Below are 16557 nucleotides of genomic sequence, written 5' to 3' on the forward strand. Positions count from 1 at the left end.
TTGTAATTAGCTACATTCATAATACAGAGAAAAAAACAGGCAAAGAACACCATAACCAAGGCATTATGAAACCAGGAAAAAGCCCCTTTGGACGTTACCGGAAAAGGCCCGTTTCATTGTACATCATGTCAGCATTGTACGTGCTGGCCGGCCTCAACCATTTTATTAATACAGATGCTTATCTTTCTATGATGCCGCCTTATCTGCCCTGGCATAAAAGCCTTATTTACCTGAGCGGCACGCTGGAAATAAGCTTTGGGCTTTTACTGATACCTTACAGCACCCGCCGTTTTGCCGCGTTGGGTATTATATTTCTGCTAATTACGGTTTTTCCTGCCAACATACAGGTAATGCTGAACTATATGGACCACCACAGCCCTTACACATGGCTTACTGTTGTAAGATTATTCCTGCAATTGGGGCTTATATGGTGGGCCTACCAATACCACAAGCGCCCTTTAAAAACATACAAAGGCTTCGATATAACAAGGCAACGGCTGGAAATTAATCAATAAGATTTTTGCAGAAAGAGAAGGATATTATGGGCCCGGCAGCAGGAACGCCCCCGTCCCCTGAAGGGGTGTTTTATGAGCCCGGCAGCAAGAACTACTATGGGGCTTTACTTGCGTCGCACTCTTCAGGGCTTTGTTCTTTACCGGGCAGGCATAGCGTAACCGGCAACAGGCTTTTTGCGCAGTGCTTTACTCTTTATGCTTATGCAGGCTTCACAGCAAAGTTCACCCAAAGTATAATAAGCTTTGTTCTTAACAGCAACCCAGTTATCGCCCTGTTTGCAACACAACTGTGCATAAGGGCCTAACAGTGCCTGCATATCTTCTTCCACCTGGTTTACCTGCCTGTGTTTACTGATATCAATTTTCCAGTTACAGGTATAGCCGTCATAAAAGCGCAGAGATTGTACAGGCTTTAAAACAACATCTGCCGGTATAGGCTGCTTACGTTGCGGAAAGCGGAAGAACTGCACCTTAAGTAAAGGATAAGCCTGCTGCATCTGCTGCTGTATGCTGAATACTGGGTTCGCTTTTTGAATAATCAAAAACATAAGGATGCTTTAGAAATAACTATTTATTACTTTATACCACTTTTACATTCAAGTTGTTTACGTAGTATAAGCCTGCCTGCACTATAGGTGCTACCGTATGTACACATTTTTTGAAGAAAAAAAAGGAACACGGATGACACCGATAAAATGGATTTTCACTGTTTGTTTTCGCATTTGCGAAAACATCCATTAAAAAATCAAATCTACACACCAGGAAAAGCATGGATTTGCACGACTAATGCTGCATTGCAGCATTAAAAATCCTGCGTATCCGTTCCATCCGTGTCATCCGTGTTCCATTTAATATATGTGTACACACGGTAGCTATGGGTGAGGGATTGAAGCGGATACCCCGGTGAGGCCATGGCGGCGGGACTCTGTGCCGGAGGATGAACACAAGCGAGGAAAAGCAACTAAATGTTGCTTTGACGAAGGTTGCGAACGCAGCTCTGTCCGACCCCTTGCGATAGCTTGGGGGCACCCCCAAAACCCAAGTACGAAGGTAGAAGTACGAAGTACCTTTTCTATGTAAGATGTTAGATGTGGGGTGTACGATGTAAACAAGTACTGATTTACGAAATACGTAGTACTTTTTTATGTTAGATGTGGGGATGTATGATTTAAAACAACCCACTCACCATTCACCACTCACCACTCACGAAAAACACTCCACTCACCCTAGCGGGCAAGATAACCACCATCAACAGGATAGTGACTGCCTGTTATAAAAGATGCTTTATCCGAGCTTAACCACACAACCAGCTCGGCCACTTCGTTTGACTCGCCCAGGCGGCCTATGGGATGCAGCGGCACCAGCAGGGAATTTTTCACCTGGTCATCCATGCCCGCGGCAGAAAGCAGCGGCGTATTAATGAAAGCCGGGCCAACCGCGTTTATACGGATGCCTTTGAATGAGTATTCCAACGCTGCTGTTTGCGTTAAACCTATAACACCATGCTTGGCCGCCACATACCCGGCAGACCCTGCAAAAGCTACAGCGCCAAGAATAGATGAATTGTTTACAATAGCACCAAAACCCTGTTTTTCCATTTGCTGCAACTGGTACTTCATGCAATAAAACACGCTATCGAGATTAACGGAAATAATGTGATGCCAACCTTCAATACTCATCTGGCCAACAGGATTAATCTCTCCGCCTATGCCAGCGTTATTAAACGCTGCATCCAGCCGTCCGTAATTATCTACAGTAGCTTTTACCAGCAGGGCGCAATCTTCCGCATTACTTACATCGGCCTTAACAAATATGGCTTTACCACCCTGCTTTTGTATAGCATCCGCAACCTGTTGCCCTGCCTCCCCATTAATATCCGATACCACCACCGAAGCGCCGTAAGCGGCATACAGCATGGCTGCTGCCTGGCCTATGCCAGAAGCGGCGCCTGTAACGAGGGCTGCTTTACCTGTAAAATATTTTTCCATGCGTACCTGTATAGCTGTTGTTATTAAACTTGTTTACGCCAGTAAATAAGAAGCTAAAGAAAAAAGGATAATGCCGGCATTTACTGCCCATGCAAGAAACAGGGCTGGCAAAGTAACTTTTGTCGGCTGGGCTGCCAGTGTTAAAGCAAGTGAAGGCACGTTAACTACACAGGCCAGTATCCATAAAGCGAAGTTGTTACCGCCAAAATAAACAATTGAAAACAGTGCGCAAGGCAGGGCCAGGCCAATTTGCCCCAACAATGTCAATGCTGCCCACATAAACCTTTTGTCTTCCTGCGTTGCGAACCAGCTAAAAAATCTTTTAACCGCGCCAGCTTCTGCAGTGTTTGTTTTTTTGTATGTGGCCGGAACAAAGCCGGTAACTTTTTGAGTGGTTAATACATTCTGCATATACGAATCATTTTAGAACTGCAAAGCTTAAGATACAGGCGATGTTAAAACCTGACCGTGGCAAGGTACATGCATGATTATTATCATGTTCTGGATAGCTTCCTGTTTATGCATACCGGCCTGACGAGCATCAGTAACCATGCTGACAGGCGTCATTGCCACGGGCCGGCTGCATTTGTATTTTCATTAAAATTATTTGCCATGATAGGAATGCTTGAAGACGCCCAGATAGAAGATGTGCTGAGAAAACAGCTTGTCGGGCGCATTGGTTGCCATGCGGATAACCTTACTTACGTGGTACCAATCAGTTATGCTTATGAAAACGGTTTTATTTATGCACACACTTATGAGGGCCAGAAACTTGACATGATGCGAAAAAACCCATCTGTTTGCTTTGAAGCAGATACCATGGAAAATATGGCCGCCTGGAAAAGTGTTATATGCCAGGGTTATTTTGAAGAGGTTACTGATGAAGCCGAACGTATTAAAGGAATTCGCCTTTTGCTTGACAGGGAGTTGCCATTCATTTCCAGCGAAACCGTTCATCTTACACCTCAATGGCCATTTTCCTCAGATGAATTTGATATGGTGAAGGGTGTTATATTCCGCATTAAGCTGCTTGAAAAAACAGGCCGTTACGAAATACAGGCCGCTACCAAATATTATGCTTCTTAAAGCGGTGCGGTACAAAATATTTAAACAAACTTTCAAAGCCATTTTATGGAAAAAATATTAGTTGCTTTTGACGGCGTTAAATTAAACATGCCGGCCCTTGACTTTGCCGCCTTCCTGGGCAGGCTTACCGGCTCCGCAGTAACAGGCATTTTCCTGGAAACCATTAATGATGCAGAAAGGTTAAGCATGGAAGAAAGAAACAAATATAATTACCTGAACCCTGGTATAGACGAAGAAACGGTGGCTTACCGGGAAAAAATTGACATAGTAAGCCACAACATTCTTTTGTATAAAGATGCCTGCCAAAGCAGAGGGGTGCGTTGCAATGTGCACCGCAACAGGGCGTTTCCTGCACAGGAAATAATTAATGAAAGCAGGTATGCCGATGTTATTGTGATGGACGGCGAAACTTCCTTCCGTGAAAAGTTTGAAGGCAGCCCCACTAACTTTATAAAAACGGTTTTAAAAGAAGCGGAATGCCCTGTAATTATAGCGCCAGAAACATTTGATGAGATAAATGAAATTGTATTTACTTATGATGCTTCCGCATCAAGCATTTTTGCCATTAAACAGTTCACCTACCTGTTTCCGGAATTGAAAGACAAAAAGATTACTGTGCTGCAGGTACAGGAGGATGACACTACGGCTACCCTGGAAAAATATAATTTTAAAGAGTGGCTGAAAAAGCATTATAACCTGACAGTATTTGAAATCATCCGGGGCCAGGCAGAAGCAGAGCTGTTTTCTTACCTGTTTAAAAAGAAAAACACTTTTATTGTAATGGGCGCTTACGGCAGAAGCAGCATTTCGAGGCTCTTCAGCCCCAGCCATGCAGATTTGTTAATCAAGACTTTAACCCACCCATTTTTTATAGCGCACCGGTAAATAAGATACTTTTTATGGGGGGAATATGTATGGATTATTAGTGGCTTCTTTAAAAGAAGCCATTTTTTGTGAAGTTAGGTGTAGGAATAACTTTCAAAGCTATCTTTATGCATAGAAGTATATTCTTTTGATACCCATATGATCATGAAACAACTCCTATACCTGGCTTTGCTTTCTATTTTTACCTTTTTTGCCTGTAATACCGGCACTAACAAAAACACCCTGCTCTCACAGAAAAGTCTTCAAACTCAAACTTTCATAATTAATACGGCCAGGGATACAGTTGTGCAAACGGCAAACGGCGCCATGCTGAAAGTACCTGCTGGCACTTTGGAAAATAAAAACGGAGCAACCGTTACGTTACTGGTAAAAGAAGCTTTTACTCTTCAGCAGATCATCAAAGCTGGGCTTTTTACAGCATCAAATAGTCAACCACTAAGCAGCGGCGGCATGATTTATATAGATGCAAAAGAAAGCTCACAAATAATTTTCAAGCAGCGCATACAGGTAGCAATACCATCTGATTTTCTGCAACCCGGCATGCAGCTTTATAAAGGTGCGCAGCAAGCTAATGGACAAATAAACTGGGACAGCCCTGAAAATTTACCAGAAAACAAACAGCTTAATAATCTGGAATACGGGAAACAAATATTCGTGAACAACTGCGCAAGCTGCCATGCCGTTGGCAAATGTCTGACTGCCCCTGATCTTGCGCATTTTATGAAAAGATTTCCGCCGGATGAAAGTAACTCCATATACTATTTTCACTACACAGAACTTTATAGGATGTTTTCTGAAATGGGCGCACAAGACACAGCGAGGCATGCACATTATGATTTGCCCGATAACTACAAATGCAATCTTCAAAAACTGTCTGGTATGGCTGCAGGCGTACCATTTCCAAGTTTGTCATTCTCAGATAGGCTTGCCATTATGAAGTACGTGCAGAATGAAAGCGACAGGCGTAACCTTAGACTTCCTGAGCATGCATACCTGAAAGATTGTGTGGACAGTTGTGAAACTTATATAAGGCTAACCGGTAAACTGAATAAACTAAAAAACCTCTCCATAAGCGAACGGCAGAGGTTATCAAGTGAGAATGGTCCAATGTTTTCGGATAACAATGAACCCGGCGCTGCCCCACCTACAACAACTGTTGCAGATTTTGATGAAAAAGTGAGTCCCCAATATTTTGGAGCCACATACTACCAGTTTTCTATTGAGAATTTTGGCTGGTACAATATTGATATATTGTTGAAGGGGATTGAAGGGGTTAGTGAGAGCAAATTATTGGTAAGAATAGTTGGTGAATACCGCAAAAGAATAAGCATTTCCCTAATTATACCATCACGCAAGGTATTTGTAGCAGGTGGCCCCGCAGGACAAAATACTGATTCGTACGCTTTCTACAGTACAAACGGTAGCATACCCCTCCCGCAAAAAGAAAAGGCCTTTGTATTAGCTGTAACTGAGGAAAATGAAAAAATCGCTTTTGCAGTACATGAATTTGTAATAAAGCCTAACCAGGAATTTAGCATAGAATTAAAAGAAGCGTCAAAAGAGGCGGTTGAAAATGCAGTTCAAAAATTAAATATAGAAAATTTTACCGTCAGCGTCAGCAAGACTGAAAATGCAGATTCCATAATTCTATTAGATAAAGAAATTAAAGACATAGAACTGCAGTTAAAAAAGGCGGAAAAGCTAAAACCCGGAAATTGCGATTGTGATTGTGGTATGCCCGTTGCTGAAAGAGCCTATTGAAATAGAATACAACAAAGGATACATTACCGGTTAGCTCAGTAAGGAAGCGAACGTACAAGAGTGCGACGCAACGGAAGCTCAATAGTAATTCCTGCTGCCGGGCCCATAAATTCTTGTCTCTGATAACGGATAGTGGTTGAAAATGCTCACATTCACTTATTAAACACTAATTCCGTCACCTCAATATTGGCCCAGTTAAAATCGCCGGTTTTCAATTTCCAGGTCACTTTGTTCTTATGTGGTATGCGCATACCATTAAACACTTTGTAATCCGTCATTTCAACCAGCCATTTCTCAGGTTTGGCGTCTTTGCCGCTGCCCATGTAACGCCAGGCCTCAAAGCTTTTGATATCTCCACTGGGTTTAAATTTCATGATACCAGAAACCGTGATGCCTTTGTATGTCATTACCGCCCTGGCTGCAGTATCGTCAATAACCTGCCAGCTAATGTAATTGCTTAAGGCCGCTGTGGGAAACCAGGTAATTTCTGCCAGGTAGCGTAACATAGTAGCTGTATTTGTTTTATCATCGCCGGTTGCGGAAGCAACGTTGATTAACGACCATAACTTTATATCCATTTCACCTTTGCCATCACAAAACCTGTCACGCCCGGTAAGCGTTAACAGCGGCATCATCCGTGCCTTTACCTGCCAGTTAAACTGCGGTTGCTGTACAGTAAAGTATTGCGTAGCTTCAAAAGGCATCCAGCGGCTGCCGGGTTTGGTACGCATTTCACCAACCTGCCGCAACCATACTGTACTGGTTAACTGCTTGCCTACAACGCCGGAATGCCGCAACCATTTTTGTACAACAGCGGGCAAGTGTGCAAGCATTTCAACGGTAATCACAGTGTCCGTTTCATGTGCCTGCAAACGCATGGCCGATACTTCCTGCCTTATTTTGGCTGTAAAACGCTGTTGCGCAAATGCCGGTATGGCCACAAGGAGTATCAGAATGTTTACAAGCGTACCGGCCGTTGCATCTTTCCACGAAATAATTATCAGCGCCTGCGAAGCAACAACCGCTACCAATACCGGTATTAGCCAGCTATCTTTTTTAAACAGCCATAAAGTACCGGCTGCAAAAAACAGAACAGCAGCCAGCAGCCATCCAACACCTGCCGCCCGGGAAATACTGGCTGTTACCCGTAACAGTTGATGATAACTAAAAGCAGTGGTAAAGCCTGCCAGGTGTATAAACCCATGCAGGAATAAAATAAAGGCAAAAACATAACGAAGCATAGAAGGATGATTTTATAACCAGTGTGTAATGCAGTTAAATTAAAGGCTTTCGCAAGTTCAAAAAGCTGATTTATCTCAGCAACAGTAATGACTGCCATTATTTTTACAACCTCTCTGCAACAATAGCTTTGTTCCCTCATCAATCATCAACAAAACAATAAGGAGGTTTTATGGCAACACAAGCTTTATCCAGGTTTTCAGAAGGCATGCCCTCTGTATTTGAGGATTTTTTCAGACCATGGAACGAATGGTTTGAAAACGGCAGCCTGTTAAACAAGACCCTGAAAATACCTGCCGTAAACATTACAGAAACCGCACAGGCCTATAACGTTTCGTTGGCAGTGCCTGGCTTCAAAAAAGAAGATTTCAACATAACCCTTGATGGAGGTATGCTAACCATTAGCAGCAGTAAGGAAGAACGGAAAGAAGAGAAGGAAGAAAAAGTAACCCGCAAAGAATATAATTACGCTTCTTTCAGCCGCAGTTTTTCTTTACCGGAAGAAGTAAACACAGACAATATTGAAGCTGGCTATGAAGATGGCATCCTTAAGATTTCCCTTCCCAAAAAGGAAGAAGTTAAAAAAGCATCTGCCCGGTTGGTAACCGTAAAATAACTGGTTACCCTGTGAGGATATGCCCTGCCATAACCGGCAGGGCTTTTTTGCAGGCTATACCGGCAGCATGATGGATATCCTGCCTGTGCCTGATGCAAATCATACCGCCCTGAGAAGCATATTAATACTTTACACGGGTTATGAAAATCATTTACAATTTACTCATCCTAACAGCCGTACTGGCAACAGGTTGCAGGCCATCCGCAATAACAACTTCATGGAGAACCAAGGATAGCCTGCCATTGCACTATAACAGGATACTGGTAATGGGCGTCGCACAAAACAGAAACGCCAATAACGCAGTGTTGGAAGAAATGGAGAGTCATTTATCAGGAGACCTTAAGGATCTCGGGTATAATGCCGTAACCGCTACAGATGAGTTTACCGGGCAGTCTTTTATGGGATGGGATGAAGAACAGATTACAAGCCAGCTTAACAGCCGCGGAATTGATGCTGTGCTTACCGTTGTTTTGCTCGACAGCAAAACAGAATGGAAGCACCTTCCCCGCGATATGGACTATGCCGCCAACGACTACTATTACAGCAGTTTTTGGGGTTACCGCAACGCCTTACAGAATATTCTTGTAAAGCCGGTTGTAAGCTATGCAAATACGCAGTATTTCTGGGAAAGCAGCCTGTACAACCTGCAAACCAAAAAACTGGCATGGAATGCCACAACAAAGGCTTTTGACGAAGAAGACACTAACCAAATGGCCCACCGGTATGGCCGCCTGGTGGTAAAACGAATGGTAAAAATGCAGGTACTTAAACAACAAATAAATTAACCATAAAAACAATTGTTATGAAGTGCAACGTTGGTAAAACAGACAGGAATATACGCATATCCGCAGCCATCCTTATAACCGCCATTGGTGTTTATTTTACATCCTGGTGGGCGCTGGTTGCCATTGTACCCTTAATAACCGCATTTGCGGGCTTTTGCCCATTGTACGCATTACTTGGCATTAATACCTGCCGCAGAACTATAAAGGTGAACTAACAACTATCAGCACGCCGGTTAAAAATTCAACTGGTCTTCATTATCCCAGTTGGCACGTATGCTTAGTTTTTTGGGTATGGTCTGCACCAGCTCGGGCTGTTTTTTCAGCTTATAATTTCCGGGGTCCCATTTGCCGTTTTTGTTGTCGTCAAACAAAATACGCATTTCGTATTCGCCCGGTTCGTACAGGCGCTGCCGCCATTCTTTTCCGGTTAATATGATGGTTTGAAAAAGCTCTTCTCCTTTCATTACCTGTAATACGGGGTTCTTCGCCAGGTCAATATTATTAAACCGCAGAAAGATGCTGCCATAATCGCTTTCCCGTTTAGTGGTAAAAGATAAAGTATCCGCTTTGGGCAGGTTAACGCCGGCACTGTCTGCAACAGCCGTTTTGGCCAGTATCAACTTAAAGGGGGTATTCTCCGGCCAGGCATACGCAAGGGTTAATTTGGTGCGGCCGGTATCTAACGAAAAACTTACGCCGCCAAGTGCAGTATAGTTGGTGTCGGTAAGCTGTATTTGTGTGGAATCGTACGTACTTAGTTTGCGGCTGAAAGTAAATTTCAGGCTATCCAGCAGCCCTTGTTCATTGCCGCTGAGGTTGGTGGTAAACTTCAGTCTTTTATCTTCCTGTTCCTGGTCTTTATCCTTTTTTTGGTTGTTACCGGAAGATGTTGCAGCCGGCCTGGGTTTTTCCTTCTCTTCCTGGTAGGCATACAGCGTAACATCCCCTGTTGTATCGTTTACAAAAACCGGCCTGTTGATGAACGCGAACATTTTGGTGGAGTCGTCGTAAGTTTTGCTGTAATCATTGGGCAGCACGAACACATTAAACGTATCACTCGGCAAAAACCTGAACCTGAAGTTGCCCTTACCATCCAGGCGGGTAAAATACCGCGGCCTCAATTTTTCCACGGCCGTATCGTTAAGGTTGTTGTGCAATACAACAATCAGCGTACTGTCAACCTTTCCGTTTTCGGCAAGTATCACCTTGCCGCCAAAACCATTCTCGTCCAGCTTATCCCCTGTTGAAAATACATACGTGAAATTCTTAAATGGCGTGCCTTCATTAACATCCTTAATGGAATTGCCAAAATTAATGGAGTAAGTGGTATTGGCTTCCAGCGAGTCCCGGAGTTTAATACTTACGGTTCTTAGCCTGCCCTCAATATTAGGCGGGTTTACCGGCATGGGCGAAACCACCAGTTGTTCTGTATAAGCCTGGTCAAGCTGCACAAATTCATCGAAGGTTAAAACAATACGGTTGGTTTTAAAGTTAAGCGCCGAATCTTTGGGGTTGGCCGATACAAGTTGCGGTGGCAACGAATCCCTTGGCCCCCCTCCCGGCGGTATAATTACGGCGCAGCCCGGGCCGCTTACCAGTACCATTGATACAAACACAGAAACAATAAAAACTGCTGAATATGCTATCCGCTTCATATATAGATTGTGCAAACATAGGGAAGAAAAAGTACGGGTTATGAAGTAGGAAGTACCTGGGCCCAATGGTTTACTTGTTTTAACAGGATGATAGGGAACAAAACAGGGGCAGACCAAAGCAGATTAGTTTTTCTAATGGCTGCCCGTTATATGAATACAGGAATTTTTTGGGCCCGGCAGGAGGAATTACTATTGAGCGTTCGTTGCGTCGCACTCTTATACGTCCGGTATTTCTATTCGCCATGGTGGGGCAGCATTGTTATTGGTAGCAGGCTTAGTTGCAGGTAGCGGATAGTTTTTGTAATGGCATCGTTTCCATAACAACATTGCGCTTTACACATTTAACAGCGCAGCGATCGCATCCGGTAACCGGCAATCATGTCTATAAACATTTACCTTTGGCACATGCCATCCAAACAGTACCATGTAGAAAAATTCAGGGAAATTTACAGCAACCTTAATGAGCAGCAGCGCCTGGCCGTTGATACCATAGACGGGCCTGTTATGGTGATTGCCGGGCCCGGAACAGGCAAAACGCAGATACTTTCTGCCCGCATTGGCAAAATACTGCTGGATACGGATGCCCTGCCTGAAAACATTCTGTGCCTTACCTATACCGATGCCGGTGTTGTGGCCATGCGCAAAAGGCTCACAGGTTTTATCGGGCCGGATGCCTACAAGGTTAACATCTACACTTTCCACGCTTTTTGCAACGATGTGATACAGGAAAACCTTTCGCTTTTTGAAAAGCATGTACTTGATCCTGTGTCGGAACTGGAGCGTATTGATTTTTTTAAGCAGCTTATTGACAGCTTTCCTAAAAACCACCCGCTGAAGCGTTACCGTGGCGATGTGTATTTTGAAATCAACAACCTGCAGCACCTGTTCAGCACTATGAAGCGGGAGGGCTGGACGCCGGAATTCATCAATGCAAGAATTGATGAGTATGTCAATTCTCTGCCGCAGCGGGATGAGTTTGTTTACAAACGTGCCTATAAACAATTTAAAGCCGGCGACCTTAAAAAAGACAAGCTGGAGGAAGAGCTGGAGCGCATGGAAAAACTGCGGGCCGCCGTTAATGAATTCAACCGCTTCCAGCAAATTATGCGCAGCAAAAACCGGTACGATTTTGATGACATGATCACCTGGGTAATAAAGGCTTTTGAAGAGAACAAAAACCTGCTGGCACGTTACCAGGAGCAGTTTTTGTACATACTGGTGGATGAATACCAGGACACCAGCGGCACACAGAACAGGCTGGTGCAACTGTTGATTAACTATTGGGAAAAACCGAATGTTTTTGTTGTGGGCGATGATGACCAGAGCATTTACCGCTTCCAGGGCGCCAACGTAGAAAATATGCTGGCTTTTGCGGATAGCTATAAAAAAGATTTGCTTACCGTGGTGCTTACCAATAATTACCGCTCCACGCAGCCGATACTGGATGTATCTAAAAGTATTATTGAAAAAAACAATGAACGGCTGGTAAAGCAAATTGATGGGCTTAGCAAAAACCTGCTGGCCTCCAACACAAAAATCAGTGCCCTTACCCACTTGCCTGTTATTAAAGAGTATGAAACAGCCAGGCAGGAAATGATAGACATTGCGCTACAGGTACAACGCCTGCTGGCAAATGGCACTGAGCCTGGCCGTATTGGCATTATTTATAAAGAGAACAGGTATGGCGAGGAACTGGCTAAGTATTTTAAACTGGCTAACATACCGGTGTACAGCAAGCGCAGCATTAACCTGTTTGAAATACCGCTGGCCGCTAAAATAATACTGCTGCTGCGCTACCTGGCCGCCGAACATGATGTACCGGATGGCGGCGATGAAATGCTGTTTGAAATACTGCACTTTGACTGGTTTAACATTCCTCCTGTAGAAATTGCCAATCTTACCATAGAGGTAGCGGGCAGGCAGTTTGGGGAGAACAAAACTTCAGTAAGAAGATTGCTGTACGAAAAGAGCAACCAGCCACCCAGGGATTTGTTTTCGCAGGGCATAAACGCTAACCTTAAAAAGGCAGGTGAAATACTTGAAAAGCTGATGGGACTGGTGGCTAATGAAACACTGCTGGTACTGTTTGGGCGTATTATTACCGATACAGGCCTGTTGGGTATCATCAGTAAAAGTGAAGACAAAATTTGGCTGATGCAGGTGCTTACCGCCCTGTTTGATTTTGTGAAAGAGGAAGCCCACAGAAACCCATCCCTATCCTTAAAAAGCCTGGTGGGCATGTTTGACCTGATGGAGAAAGAAGGCATACCACTACCGCTGGTGCAGGTAAGCGGCAGCGAAAAAGGGGTTAACCTGTTAACAAGCCATGGCTCTAAAGGGTTGGAGTTTGAATATGTTTTTTTTGCAGGCTGCAATGCAGCCTACTGGGAAAAGAAGCGAAAGCCCGGCGGCGGTTACAAACTGCCCGATACCGTGTTTTCATCAGCCGCTGCCACTGCTGAAGACAGCGCCGAAGAGCTGCGCCGTTTGTTTTATGTAGCCATCACCCGGGCAGAGCAATATCTGACCATTTCTTACAGCCGCTTTAAAAACGATGGCAAGGAAATGGAGCCATCTATGTTTATCGCCGAAATACAGCAGCAGCATAACATACCGGTTGAAAAAATTTTTATAGACACCGCGGTGGTTACAGAATTTCAAATACTGGAGCTGGAAGGCAACCTGCAGCCGGAAATTGAACGGCTGGAAGATGAATTTGTCACCCGCCTGCTGGATAAATTTGTGATGAACGTAACGGCGCTTAACAACTACCTTAAATGCCCGCTGGAGTTTTATTTTAAAAACCTTATCCGCATACCGTCGCCCCGCAACGAGGCTACGGAGTTTGGCTCATCCGTACACTATGCCCTGGAGCAGTTGTTTAAAAAAATGCTGGACAACGAAAAGCAGTTTGCACCCAAAGATGACTTTATTAAAGATTTTACCTGGTACATGCACCGCCACCGCGAAAGCTTTACCAAAGAACAGTTTAACCGCCGGCTGGAGTATGGCGAGGAAGTGCTGGCCAATTACTATGACAAATACATCAACACCTGGAACAAAATAGTTACCGTTGAGAGAAACATCCGCAACATTGTAGTAAACGGCGTTCCGCTAAAGGGCAAGCTGGACAAACTTGAGTTTGAAGGTAAATCTGTTAACGTGGTAGATTACAAAACCGGCGACCCCGATAACGCCAAAGACAAGTTGCTGCCCCCCAGCGATAAATACCCCAACGGCGGCGATTACTGGCGCCAGGCTGTTTTTTATAAAATTCTTATTGATAATTACGAAACCAAACAGTGGAATGTTATAAGCACAGAATTTGATTTTATTGAGCCAGATAAAAAGAAAAACTACCAAAAGCGCAAAGTGGTAATTACCCCTGAAGATATTACCACCGTAAAGCAACAGATAACCAGCGTTTGGCAAAAAATTCAGGACAGGGAGTTTTACCAGGGCTGTGGTAAAGAAGATTGCCACTGGTGCAATTTTGTAAAAACCAATAACCTGGCTATAGCTTTGCATGAAGTGGCAGAAGAAGAAGAGGAATAAACATCAATGATACTTTTCAATCACCCCCAGGCCAAACAATGCAAAATCATATTTAACAGGGTCAAGCGGGTCAAGCTGCTGCAGGTAAGCTGTTAATTCCAGGGCTGCGTTCCAGTCTGTTTGTTTGCGGTGCAGCAGGTTAAAACGTTTGGCCACCCTTGCTACATGCAGGTCAACCGGGCATATAAGCTGGTAAGGCTGCAGGTGGTTCCAAATACCAAAATCAACGCCGGCATTATCCTTCCTTACCATCCAGCGCATAAACATGTTAAGCCTTTTACAGTTGCTTTTCTTTTGCGGGGTAGCTATATGCTTTTTGGTCCTGGCAGGCACATCTTCCAGTGAAAAAAAGTAATGGTGAAAGCCCGTAAGCATGTCTTCCATATTGGTTCCCCAGCGGGTAAAAGCTGTTTCCAGCGAGCTGTTTTGGCCGTAATGATGTTTCAGGAATTCAATAAAATACAACAGGTCGGTAGTATTAAAAGTACGGTGCTTAAAATGCAGCAGGTTTTTTAAATCCTGTGGCTGGTGGGTGGTGCAAAAATCATAAGGGGCCATGTCCATCAGCTTCATTAACTCCCTGGATTTATTGATGATAACAGTCCTGCTGCCCCATGCAAAAACTGCGGCAAAAAAAGCCGCTATTTCAATATCCTGCTTTTTGCTAAACAGGTGCGGAATACAAATGGGGTCATCCTTAATAAACGACGGCTGGTTATACTGCTGCACCTTACTGTCCAGAAAATCTTTCAGCGAAGGAATCATCCTGTAAAAATAAGGCGCAAAAAAAATCCCCGCCTGGAAAAGCAGGGAGCTTGAACATTGAAAATGTATGATGATAATTGTTGAGTCAGGCGTTTTTGATAAGTCAAAAGTAGGGCGCACCCGCCACCGGCAAAACATAGCCTGTAGTGAATTGGCTGTTTTGTGTACTGAACTGTTGCGAAAACCACATCAACCGCAAAAACTTAAGCCGGGTTTGCATAAAACATTGGTTACCATTACGTGCTATAATTTTTAGGGGGTGCCCCCAAGCTGCGCAAGGGGTCGGGCAGAACTGCGTTCGCAACCTTCGTCAAAGCAACATTTAGTTGCTTTTCCTTGGTTGTGCTCATACTCCGGCACAAGGCCCAGCTGCGATGGCCTCACCGGGGTAACCGCTTCAATCCCTCACCCGAAAGCCGGTTGCCGGCTACAATTGGCAGGTAGCCAGCCTGTTGACAGGTAAATGCCTGGTGATGTTTCAGATGATACTCGAACACAGAGAAAGAGGCATCATGCTACAGTTACTCTTCTTCCCATTCCTCTTCTTTCTCGTCAGTAAACAGGTTTTCATATTCTGCTAACTGTTCATCCGTAAGCTCATCCACAATTTCATAAATGCTGTCTTCTTTTTTTCTCCAGAAAGCGCTTTCGTAGTCATCATGGTGCATAACAAGATAGCATGCATCGGTTTCCATAACCGGCTGTACCAATACTATTTCTTCGTTTTCATTTTCTTTTACAAGATAAAAACGGTTTAACTGAAGGGAGGCATAAGTGTTCATGGCTTGCATATTTTGCCATGAACTTAGCTATGTGGTATTATGTTGTCGTAAAGGGAAGGTTAAGTAAATGTTACAGAAGCCCTGAATATCCGCATTGCCAAGGGAAAAGCCTTTGGAAGCGGAAGCACATCTACCCTGCGGGAAAAGCTGCGCAGCGAACAGAACGCACAAGAGTGCGACGCAAGCAAAGCCCAATAGTAGTTCCTGCTGCCGGGCTCATAAATATGCAAAAAAACTGCAAAGCAGTTTATTACTACACCGGCAGGGGCCTTACATAAGGGTTGTGCGCTTTTTCGTGCCCGATAGTGGTTGCAGGGCCGTGGCCGCAATAGACCACCGTATCATCCGGCAACGTATAAATTTTTTGCCTTATGCTGGCTAGCAATTGTTCTGAGTTACCTAACGGCAAATCTGTTCTGCCAATGCTCTCGTAAAGCAGTACATCGCCGCCTATAAGAAAGTTTTGCCGGGGGCTATAAAAGCAAATGCTGCCGGGTGAATGGCCCGGCGCCAATATTACCTGAAGCTCGTCCTCATCAAGTTGTATGGTATCGCCTTCGTTTAAAAAATGCAGCGGGCCTTTGTAAGTATCAAAACCAAGGCCATAGCGTAATGCAAAAGTGCCGGCACCCTGCAATATTATCTCCTCTTCGGGATGAAGATATAGCTCAAGGTTATAATATTTAGCAGCCCATTTAGCGCCGAACACATGGTCTGGATGGCAGTGAGTAGCCAGCAACTGCACCGGCGTAACACCCAGCCGTAGAATTTGATTTTTTAACGTTTCCTGTTCAGCGGAAAAATAGCAACCGGGATCTATAATAATCGCTTTGCCTTTTTCGTTGTGGAGCAAAAAAGTATTTTCCTGGAAAGGGTTAAAAGTGAACAACGATACTGTGAGCATAAACGTATATTTTACAGACCT

At 44.2% G+C, this 16557-nt stretch carries 16 protein-coding genes; 8 read left to right on the forward strand and 8 right to left on the reverse strand.

Annotated elements, in window-relative coordinates:
* The first annotated feature begins 65 nt into the window (after positions 1-65).
* Positions 66-515 (forward strand): DoxX family protein, encoded by a 450-nt coding sequence (locus F0364_RS13830; RefSeq protein ID WP_153798374.1) that lies wholly within the window; start codon positions 66-68, stop codon positions 513-515.
* Positions 516-652: 137 nt separating this feature from the next.
* Here the strand turns inward: F0364_RS13830 and F0364_RS13835 are convergent, their stop codons facing one another.
* From F0364_RS13835 to F0364_RS13845, 3 genes are all read right to left on the reverse strand, one after another.
* Complete coding sequence (locus tag F0364_RS13835; protein ID WP_153798375.1) at positions 653-1063, reverse strand: hypothetical protein; 411 nt, start codon at positions 1061-1063, stop codon at positions 653-655.
* A gap of 678 nt (positions 1064-1741) precedes the next feature.
* Entirely contained in the window at positions 1742-2503 is a 762-nt protein-coding gene (locus F0364_RS13840) for a glucose 1-dehydrogenase (RefSeq protein ID WP_153798376.1), read from the reverse strand.
* Positions 2504-2536: 33 nt separating this feature from the next.
* Positions 2537-2914 carry a hypothetical protein gene (locus tag F0364_RS13845; protein WP_153798377.1) on the reverse strand — a complete coding sequence of 126 codons (378 nt, stop codon included), beginning with the start codon at positions 2912-2914 and terminating at the stop codon, positions 2537-2539.
* Between the two features lie 201 nt (positions 2915-3115).
* Between F0364_RS13845 and F0364_RS13850 the strand changes: the two genes are divergently transcribed.
* The 3 genes from F0364_RS13850 to F0364_RS13860 all read left to right on the forward strand — a co-directional run bounded on the left by F0364_RS13850 (position 3116) and on the right by F0364_RS13860 (position 6235).
* Entirely contained in the window at positions 3116-3589 is a 474-nt protein-coding gene (locus F0364_RS13850) for a pyridoxamine 5'-phosphate oxidase family protein (protein ID WP_153798378.1), read from the forward strand.
* 45 nt (positions 3590-3634) lie between these two features.
* Entirely contained in the window at positions 3635-4474 is an 840-nt protein-coding gene (locus F0364_RS13855) for a putative universal stress family protein (RefSeq protein ID WP_153798379.1), read from the forward strand.
* Between the two features lie 306 nt (positions 4475-4780).
* On the forward strand, positions 4781-6235 hold the full coding sequence (locus tag F0364_RS13860; RefSeq protein WP_207632668.1) for a c-type cytochrome: 1455 nt from the start codon (positions 4781-4783) through the stop codon (positions 6233-6235).
* Positions 6236-6387: 152 nt separating this feature from the next.
* Here the strand turns inward: F0364_RS13860 and F0364_RS13865 are convergent, their stop codons facing one another.
* Entirely contained in the window at positions 6388-7476 is a 1089-nt protein-coding gene (locus F0364_RS13865; RefSeq protein ID WP_153798381.1) for a DUF3784 domain-containing protein, read from the reverse strand.
* A 170-nt stretch (positions 7477-7646) separates the two neighbouring features.
* On the opposite strand from F0364_RS13865, the gene F0364_RS13870 reads away from it, so the two are divergent.
* The 3 genes from F0364_RS13870 to F0364_RS13880 all read left to right on the forward strand — a co-directional run bounded on the left by F0364_RS13870 (position 7647) and on the right by F0364_RS13880 (position 9090).
* The gene (locus F0364_RS13870) at positions 7647-8090 is read left to right on the forward strand and encodes an Hsp20/alpha crystallin family protein (RefSeq protein ID WP_153798382.1); all 444 of its coding nucleotides are present in this window, start codon (positions 7647-7649) and stop codon (positions 8088-8090) included.
* A 140-nt stretch (positions 8091-8230) separates the two neighbouring features.
* Positions 8231-8875, forward strand: coding sequence for a hypothetical protein (locus F0364_RS13875; protein ID WP_153798383.1), 645 nt, complete (start codon positions 8231-8233; stop codon positions 8873-8875).
* A 17-nt stretch (positions 8876-8892) separates the two neighbouring features.
* The gene (locus tag F0364_RS13880; RefSeq protein WP_153798384.1) at positions 8893-9090 is read left to right on the forward strand and encodes a YgaP family membrane protein; all 198 of its coding nucleotides are present in this window, start codon (positions 8893-8895) and stop codon (positions 9088-9090) included.
* An 18-nt stretch (positions 9091-9108) separates the two neighbouring features.
* Here the strand turns inward: F0364_RS13880 and F0364_RS13885 are convergent, their stop codons facing one another.
* Positions 9109-10530 carry an Ig-like domain-containing domain gene (locus tag F0364_RS13885; protein WP_153798385.1) on the reverse strand — a complete coding sequence of 474 codons (1422 nt, stop codon included), beginning with the start codon at positions 10528-10530 and terminating at the stop codon, positions 9109-9111.
* Between the two features lie 378 nt (positions 10531-10908).
* Between F0364_RS13885 and F0364_RS13890 the strand changes: the two genes are divergently transcribed.
* On the forward strand, positions 10909-14085 hold the full coding sequence (locus F0364_RS13890; protein ID WP_235921104.1) for an ATP-dependent helicase: 3177 nt from the start codon (positions 10909-10911) through the stop codon (positions 14083-14085).
* A 3-nt stretch (positions 14086-14088) separates the two neighbouring features.
* On the opposite strand, the gene F0364_RS13895 is transcribed toward F0364_RS13890, so the two are convergent.
* The 3 genes from F0364_RS13895 to F0364_RS13905 all read right to left on the reverse strand — a co-directional run bounded on the left by F0364_RS13895 (position 14089) and on the right by F0364_RS13905 (position 16536).
* A complete protein-coding gene (locus F0364_RS13895; protein ID WP_153798386.1) occupies positions 14089-14850 on the reverse strand; it encodes a TIGR02757 family protein in 762 nt (253 codons plus the stop codon).
* A 521-nt stretch (positions 14851-15371) separates the two neighbouring features.
* Complete coding sequence (locus F0364_RS13900; RefSeq protein ID WP_153798387.1) at positions 15372-15632, reverse strand: hypothetical protein; 261 nt, start codon at positions 15630-15632, stop codon at positions 15372-15374.
* Between the two features lie 253 nt (positions 15633-15885).
* On the reverse strand, positions 15886-16536 hold the full coding sequence (locus F0364_RS13905) for an MBL fold metallo-hydrolase (RefSeq protein ID WP_153798388.1): 651 nt from the start codon (positions 16534-16536) through the stop codon (positions 15886-15888).
* Positions 16537-16557 lie beyond the last annotated feature (21 nt).

It is taken from the genome of Foetidibacter luteolus (genome assembly GCF_009650435.1).
Classification (GTDB): Bacteria; Bacteroidota; Bacteroidia; order Chitinophagales; family Chitinophagaceae; genus Foetidibacter; species Foetidibacter luteolus.